At 74.6% G+C, this 7,614-nt stretch carries 5 protein-coding genes; 3 read left to right on the top strand and 2 right to left on the bottom strand.

Features of this window, described 5'->3' with window-relative positions; translation table 11 throughout:
• Positions 1-288 precede the first annotated feature (288 nt).
• Together GTW67_RS11720 and GTW67_RS11715 are read left to right on the top strand one after the other, a co-directional pair.
• The gene (locus GTW67_RS11720; protein WP_161164740.1) at positions 289-1,857 is read left to right on the top strand and encodes a phytoene desaturase family protein; all 1,569 of its coding nucleotides are present in this window, start codon (positions 289-291) and stop codon (positions 1,855-1,857) included.
• A gap of 80 nt (positions 1,858-1,937) precedes the next feature.
• Positions 1,938-2,126, top strand: coding sequence for a DUF2795 domain-containing protein (locus tag GTW67_RS11715; protein ID WP_161164739.1), 189 nt, complete (start codon positions 1,938-1,940; stop codon positions 2,124-2,126).
• 18 nt (positions 2,127-2,144) lie between these two features.
• Here GTW67_RS11715 and GTW67_RS11710 read toward each other — a convergent pair whose 3' ends face one another.
• Entirely contained in the window at positions 2,145-3,920 is a 1,776-nt protein-coding gene (locus GTW67_RS11710) for a serine hydrolase domain-containing protein (protein WP_161164738.1), read from the bottom strand.
• Between the two features lie 159 nt (positions 3,921-4,079).
• On the bottom strand, positions 4,080-6,503 hold the full coding sequence (locus GTW67_RS11705) for a penicillin acylase family protein (protein WP_161164737.1): 2,424 nt from the start codon (positions 6,501-6,503) through the stop codon (positions 4,080-4,082).
• 140 nt (positions 6,504-6,643) lie between these two features.
• Here GTW67_RS11705 and GTW67_RS11700 point away from each other — a divergent pair.
• Positions 6,644-7,614: AMP-binding protein (locus GTW67_RS11700; protein WP_161164736.1), on the top strand; the 971-nt coding region annotated here is incomplete at its 3' end.

Raw genomic sequence — 7,614 nt, 5'->3', positions numbered from 1 at the left:
GGGCACTCCAGCCCGGGGCGACGCGCCGGGCCGGTAGCGGGACACGCGGGTGGAGCGCCGGTCCGGGCCGATGGCGCGGCGCCGTCTGCGGCGCTGCACGGCCGGTGAGCCGGCGCTCCCGGCCGGGGCGTCGCCCGGCTGCCGCATCCTCGCGGAGCGGCACGCACGCCAGGCGCACCTGGTCGTGCGGAGTGCGCACCGTTCTGCCCCAGCCGGCCGCTCGTCCCACGGCCGCCCCCCCCTGATCCACCCCTGGCCGCCCGGGATCAGCTCGTGCTACCAAGAGCCATGACCGCACCCCGCACATCCCGTACCTACGACGTCGTCATCGTCGGCGGTGGCCACAACGGGCTGGTCGCCGCCGCCTATCTGGCCCGTGCCGGGCGCTCCGTGCTGGTGCTGGAGCGGCTCGGCCGCACCGGGGGCGCGGCCGTGTCCACGCGGCCGTTCGCCGGCGTCGACGCGCGGCTGTCCCGGTACTCGTACCTGGTCAGCCTGCTGCCCCGGAAGATCGTGCGGGACCTCGGCCTCGACTTCCGCGTCCGCGGCCGCACCGTGTCCTCGTACACGCCGGTCCGGCGGGACGGGCGGCCCACCGGGCTGCTCGTCGGCGGGGGCGAGCGGCGCACCCGGGAGTCGTTCGCCGCGCTCACCGGCTCGGAGCGGGAGTACGCGGCCTGGCAGCGGTTCTACGGCATGACCGGCCACGTCGCCCAGCGGGTCTTCCCAACCCTCACCGAGCCGCTGCCCACCCGGGAGGAGCTGCGCCGCCGGGTCGACGACGAGGACGCCTGGCGGGCCCTGTTCGAGGAGCCGATCGGCGTGGCGATCGAGGAGCACTTCGCGGACGACCTGGTGCGGGGCGTGGCCCTCACCGACGCGCTGATCGGGACCTTCGCCGACGCCCACGACCCCGCCCTGGCCCAGAACCGCTGCTTCCTCTACCACGTGATCGGCGGCGGCACCGGCGCCTGGGACGTGCCGGTCGGCGGCATGGGCGCCCTCACCGACGCGCTGGCCGGCGCGGCCCGCGCCGCGGGTGCCGTGCTCGCCACCGGACACGAGGCGGTGCGGATCGACACGGACGGGACGGCGGCCGAGGTCGCCTACCGGTCGGCCGACGGCGAGGGCGTCGCCGCCGCGCGCCACGTCCTGGTGAACGCCTCCCCGCGGGAGCTCGCGGCTCTGACCGGCCAGGCGCCGCCCCCGCCCGCCGAGGGCGCCCAGCTCAAGGTGAACATGCTGCTGAAGCGGCTGCCGGCGCTGCGCGACCCCGCGGTCGACCCGAGCGAGGCCTTCGCGGGGACCTTCCACATCGCGGAGGGCTACGAGGAGCTGGCCACCGCGTACGCCGGGGCGGCGGCCGGTGAGCCGCCCGCCGCGCCGCCGTCCGAGATCTACTGCCACTCGCTGACCGACCCCACGATCCTCGCCCCCGACCTGGCCGAGCGGGGCCTGCACACCCTCACCCTGTTCGGGCTCCACACCCCCGCCCGCCTCTTCGCCCGGGACAACGACGCGGTCCGCGAGGAACTGCTGAAGGCGACCCTCGCCCAGCTCGACGCCCATCTGGCCGAACCCCTCGCGGACTGCCTGGCCACGGATGCCGACGGACGCCCCTGCATCGAGGCCAGGTCGCCGCTGGACCTGGACCACGACCTCCGGCTGCCCGGCGGCCACATCTTCCACCGCGACCTGTCCTGGCCCCACGCGGCCGAGGGCACCGGGCGCTGGGGCGTGGAGACGGACCGGGCGAACGTCCTGCTGTGCGGGGCGGGCGCGGTGCGCGGGGGAGGGGTGAGCGGCGTTCCCGGCCACAACGCCGCGATGGCCGTGCTGGAGCGTACCGGAGGGTGACCGGCATGCGCCGGGTGGGGCTGGGTACCGCGACATAGCGGACATTCCGCACGCGCAATCCGTACGACAAGGAGCCCGACATGGCGGACCTCAGCCCCATCGACCTTCAGAAGGCCCTCAGCGGCATGGACTACCCGGCGGACAAGAAGGCGCTCGTCGACTGCGCCCGCAAGAACAAGGCCGACGACAAGGTCGTCAGCCGCCTCGACGGCCTGAAGGAGAACAGCTTCGACGGGCCGAACGAGGTGCAGAAGGCCGTGTTCCACTGACAGCCCCCCTGGGCTGCCCTAGTCGGCCGACGGCGTCCACCCCACCGCTTCGATCCGCGCCGCGTCCGCCGGGCGCGCGTCGTCGAACAGGACGCCGCCGGCCGTCTTCGCGCGCAGCCCGTCGACGTACGCCCCGCGGCCCACGTACAGCCGGTCGGTCGTGTACCGCCAGCGCAGCACGAGCCCCCGGGCGGCCGGGAGATCTGCCGCCAGACGGTGCCACACACGGTCCGACCAGCCGCTGACCGAGCCCGCCGGACGCGTCTCGGGCGCCTCGCCGCGTCGCGTGGTCGTGAAGGGCACGGGCGCCCACGTGCCCCCGCCGTCCGTGCTGGACTCCAGCACGAGCACGTCCGACCCCGGCTCGGTGTCCCACCACAGCGAGCCATCCAGCCGCCCGCCCCCGCCGGACGTGTCCAGCGCCGGCAGCGTGAGGGTCGCCGACGCCGCACTCGCCGTCCCCGAGAACCAGGCGGTACGGCCGTGCGCCGGACGGACGGGCACCGCACGGGCCATGTTCGTGCCGGCCGCGACCCGGGGCGCCGACCCCGAACGCCAGTTCCGCACCGGATGCACGGAGTTGCCCAGCACGACGAGGAACGAGTCGGTCGTCGGGTCGAGCACCAGCGAGGTGCCCGTGAAACCGGTGTGCCCCGCGGTGCGCGGCGTGGCCATGGCCCCCATGTACCAGTGCTGGTAGAGCTCGAAGCCCAGGCCGTGCGCGTCGCCGGGGAAGCCGGTGTTGAAGTCGGTGAACATCAGCTCCACGGACTCCGGCCGCAGGATGCGCACCCGCCCGTAGGAGCCGCCGTTGAGCAGCGTCCGGCCGAGCACCGCCAGGTCCCACGCACAGGAGAACACCCCCGCGTGGCCGGCGACCCCGCCGAGGCTGAAGGCGTTCTCGTCGTGCACCTCGCCCCACACCAGCCCCCGGTCGAGGCCGGACCAGGGCAGGCGCGCGTCCTCCGTGGCCGCGATCTTCGGCCGCCAGGAGGCCGGCGGGTTGTAGCGGGTGCGGCGCAGGCCCAGCGGGGCGGTGATCCTCTCGCGCAGCAGGACGTCCAGGGTGCGGCCGGTGATCTTCTCCAGCACCAGCTGGAGCGAGATCATGTTCAGGTCCGAGTAGAGGTACGCGGTGCCGGGCGCGCTGACCGGCGCCTCGTCGAAGACGAGCTGGACCTTCTCCTCGTACGTCGGCACGCTGTACAACGGGATCCAGGCCCGGAATCCGGAGGTGTGCGTGAGCAGCTGACGGATCGTCACCGCCTGCTTGCCCGCACGCCCGAAGTCCGGCAGGTACGAGGCGACCGGCGCCTCCAGCTCCAGCGCGCCCCGCTCCATCTGCTGCACGGCGAGGAGCGAGGTGAACAGCTTGGAGATCGACGCCAGGTCGAACACCGTGTCCTCGGCCATCGGGATCCGCTGCCCGGCCGGGAACTCCACGCCGGTGTCGGTCTTCTCGTCGTACGCCCGGTAGCGCACCGCCATGCCGATCGGCTCGTGCAGCGCCACCGTGCCGCCGCGCCCGGCAAGCAGGACGGCGCCCGCGTACCACGGGTGGGCGGGGGAGGGGCCGAGGAACGCCTCGGCGTCGGTGACCAGTTGCCGCAGATGGCCGCGGAGCAGCCCGGCCCGCTCCGCCGAGCCGCGCCGGAGGGTCGGGCGGGAGGCCTGGTCCGCGACGGCCTCGGCGGGCCCGGCCGCGAACGGCGCGATCGCCAGCGCCCCGCCCAGCGCCAGGGCGCCGGCGCCCAGTCGCCGCCGTGTGAATCCGCTCGTGCCCTGACCGGCCATCGAAGAGCCTCCCGCCGCCGAAGCTGAAAGTATCTTTCCCGGATCACCGTGCGGAGTGAAACTTTCCTGTCAGTGATGGGTCGTGTCAATGGGGCGTGCGGGACCCACGGGCCGCGGCCCGCCCGGTGGGTCACCGGACGGGCCGCGGGGCGGTGCCGCTCAGCGTTCGCGCACCCGGACGATCCGCAGCGCCGGCGACGACAGGATGTCCCGCTCGCAGAACCGGGACGTCACCCACCTCTCCTGGGAGAACAGCCGGGTCTGGTCCGCGTAATGCCGCGAGTTCGGGTCGGAGGACTGGGAGTAGGTCAGCAGCGTACGGGCCACCGGGCACCGGCCGCCGTCCCAGCCGACGGCCTGGATGTAGCTGGAGCCGGTGGTCACCTCCGTGTAGCCGCCGTGCGCCGGGTCCCAGACGGGCTCGACCTTGTTCCAGACGCCGAGGGACTCGGTGCCGCCGCCGACCGGGATGCGGGCGCCGTCGCGGACGACGAACTGGTGCTTCCCGAGCGGCGCGTCGAGCGGGATGCCCGCGGCCCGCAGCTCGCCGACCGCGTCCGCGAGGGCGGTGGCGAGACCGGGCGCCTTCGTGTTCAGCGTGTTCGGGGTGCGGACCGGGTCCGCCGGGGAGAACGGCACCTTCCACAGCTCACCGGCCGGCACGGTCCTGGTGAGGGCCCGCCAGAACCGGTCGAAGAGCAGCGCGCCCCGGCTGTCGGTGTCCATGGTGCGGTCCCAGCCGGCGAGCACCCCGCACGCCTCCCGCACGTCCACGGACCGGCCGTCGCTGCCGGTCGCCGTGGAGCCGGGCAGGGCGGCACAGGCCTTCGCGGCGTCGGCCGCGCTCAGGTCCCCGGCGGGGGCCCGGTCGGCGAACTGCTGCCGTTGCAGGTCCCGTACGGTCAGCCCGCCCCGGTCCGCCATCGCCGCCACGTCCTCGACCGCGCCGCGCGTGCGCATCGACCGCTGGGTGCCGACCGTGCCGAAGATCCGCTCGTACCCGGTGAGCGGCCGGTCCGCGTTGGCCAGCCAGGCGCTGTCGTTGGAGTTCTCCGCGTACGGCGCGTCCTTCAGCACGGGCATGCTCGACGGGCCGAAGATCCCCGGCTGCACCGCGTCCCGGTCCCGGCCGGGCGCGCAGTCCCCGCGCGAGCCGTCCAGGACCGCCAGCCCCGAGGACGGGTACGTCACCGTGCCGAGCGGCGTGGAGCAGCGCCCGGCCAGCTCGTCGGTGACGCGGGGGAGCACCTGGGACTGGGTGAACAGGGTGTGGCCGCGCGAGTCGGCGGCGATCGTGTTGACCCACGGCAGCCCCTGCGTGCGGCGCAGCGAGGCCAGCACATCGTCCGTGCCGCGGGCCCGGCTGAAGCCGAGGGCGGTGTCGGAGGCGCGCAGGTTGGCGGCGTTCGGATCGTTCACCGCGTACGCGGTCGTCGCCGTCCACGGCAGCGGCAGCGAGGCGCCGAGCGAGGTCACCACCGGGCCGTACCGGGTCCACCACTGGATTCTCGTCACCGGCGCGCCGTTCTTCACGGCGACGGTGACGGACCGCTTCGTCATCCGCTCACGCCTGCCGTCGACCACGTAGGCCGTCGGGTCGGCCGGATCCAGCGTCAGCTGGTGCAGGTTGAGGGTGACGCCGGTGGCGACGGTGTGGCTCCAGGCGACGTGCTCGTTGTGGCCGATGGACACGGTCGCCGAGCCGAGCAGCGAGGCGCCCGCGACGTTCAGCCGCCCGGGGATCGTCTGCTGGGACTGCCAGAAGCGGCGCCCGCCCTGCCACGGGTAGTGCGGGTTGCCGAGCAGCAGCCCGCGGCCGTTCGCCGTGGTGCGGCCGCTGAAGGCGACCGCGTTGGAGCCCATGTCCGCGTCGTCGGCGGCGAACAGCTCCCGGGCGGCGCGGGCGGTCGCCTCGGCGCCGGGGCCCTGCGCGGCGCCGGTACCGGACGCCGTACCCGGCGGCTGGGCCGCGGTGATGCCGTCCACCGCCCGGCCCTGTCCGCCGAGCACGGAGAGGGCGAAGCCGCGCGCCGCCACGTCCAGCGCGGTGACCGGCCGCACCCAGGCGGCGCCCCGGCACGCCGGGTCGGTGATCCGGTTCTGTGCCAGCCAGGCGTTGTAACCCGCGGCGAAGCCCCGCATCAGCTCCTTGGCGTCCCGGCTCGGACCCCGCGGCGCCGGCTCCGCGAGCAGCCGCTCCACCGTGCCGGCCCGGCGCACGCCCGCGAAGTACAGGTCGCTGGAGAGGTTCGTGGCGGCCGAGGAGAGGGAGAGGTCGGGCGCCGCGTCCGGGCCGAAGAACCGGGAGCGCTCGCCGCGCACGGTCGTGAAGCCGTCGGCCAGGGTGCAGACCTGGTCGGCGGCCTGCGCCCAGCCGGTGCCGAAGCCGAGGTTCGCGTAGTCCTTCGCGACGATGTGCGGAATGCCGTACTCGGTGTACCGGACCACGGCGGACAGGCCGCCGCGGGACGGCCGTTCGGACCGGCCGCCCGAGGGGCCGTCCGCGGCGGCCGCGGGCAGGGTGGTCGCCGCGGTGAGCAGGGCGACGGCCGCGACGACGAGTCGTCTCCGGCGGATGCGCATGGTGCCTCCCGACGTCTTTGGGGAAGGGGCGGCTGAGCGTACCAGTCGGTATGTGCACGTGTCAGTGGCATGACAGCACGAGTCGGGGCGCCGCCCGCACACGTCTTGACCCGCCCCCCGTACCGGCCGAGGATCATGCCATGACGCCCGGACACCGCAGCACGGTCGACGGGGTGCTGCGGCGCAGCGCCCGACGCACCCCCGCGCGCGTCGCGGTCGAGTACCGCGACCGTTCCTGGACCTACGAGGAGCTGGACACCGCGGTCTCCCGCGCGGCGACCGTCCTGCGGGACCAGGGACTCGCGCCCGGCGACCGGGTCGGCGCCTACGGGCACAACTCGGACGCCTATCTGATCGCCTTCCTCGCCTGCGCCCGCGCGGGCCTCGTGCACGTCCCGGTCAACCAGAACCTCACCGGCGACGACCTCGCCTACCTCGTCCGCCAGTCCGGCAGCACCCTCGTCCTCACCGACCCGGACCTCGCCGGCCGCCTCCCCGACGGCGTACGCACCCTGCCCCTGCGCGACGCCGACGGCAGTCTGCTCGACCTGCTGGTCGCGGCACCCGGGTACGACGGGCCCGAGCCGGACGGCGAGGACCTGGTGCAGCTGCTCTACACCTCGGGCACCACCGCGCTGCCCAAGGGCGCGATGATGACCCACCGGGCCCTGGTGCACGAGTACCTCAGCGCCATCACCGCCCTCGACCTCGGCGCCGGCGACCGCCCCGTGCACGCGCTGCCCCTCTACCACTCGGCGCAGACCCACGTCTTCCTGCTGCCCTACCTGGCCGTCGGCGCGACGAACATCGTCCTGGACGCACCGGACGGCGACCGCCTCTTCGACCTGATCGAAGCCGGCCGCGTGGACAGCCTGTTCGCGCCGCCCACGGTCTGGATCGGCCTCGCCAACCGCGCCGACTTCGCCACCCGCGACCTGGCCGGCCTGCGCAAGGCCTACTACGGGGCGTCGATCATGCCCGTGCCCGTCCTGGAGCGGCTGCGCGAACGCCTCCCGCACCTCGCCTTCTACAACTGCTTCGGCCAGAGCGAGATCGGCCCCCTCGCCACCGTCCTCGGCCCCGACGAGCACGAGGGCCGCATGGACTCCTA

The organism is Streptomyces sp. SID5910 (assembly GCF_009862125.1).
Lineage (GTDB): Bacteria > Actinomycetota > Actinomycetes > Streptomycetales > Streptomycetaceae > Streptomyces.
Note: the sequence above shows the minus strand (reverse complement) of the source record. Positions and strands in the feature narration are given on the sequence as shown.

Excerpts from the sequence above, each read along its gene's own strand:
- GTW67_RS11720 (WP_161164740.1), top strand. The coding sequence starts at position 289 with ATGACCGCACCCCGCACATCCCGTACCTACGACGTCGTCATCGTCGGC.
- GTW67_RS11715 (WP_161164739.1), top strand. The coding sequence starts at position 1,938 with ATGGCGGACCTCAGCCCCATCGACCTTCAGAAGGCCCTCAGCGGCATG.
- GTW67_RS11710 (WP_161164738.1), bottom strand. The coding sequence starts at position 3,920 with ATGGCCGGTCAGGGCACGAGCGGATTCACACGGCGGCGACTGGGCGCC.
- GTW67_RS11705 (WP_161164737.1), bottom strand. The coding sequence starts at position 6,503 with ATGCGCATCCGCCGGAGACGACTCGTCGTCGCGGCCGTCGCCCTGCTC.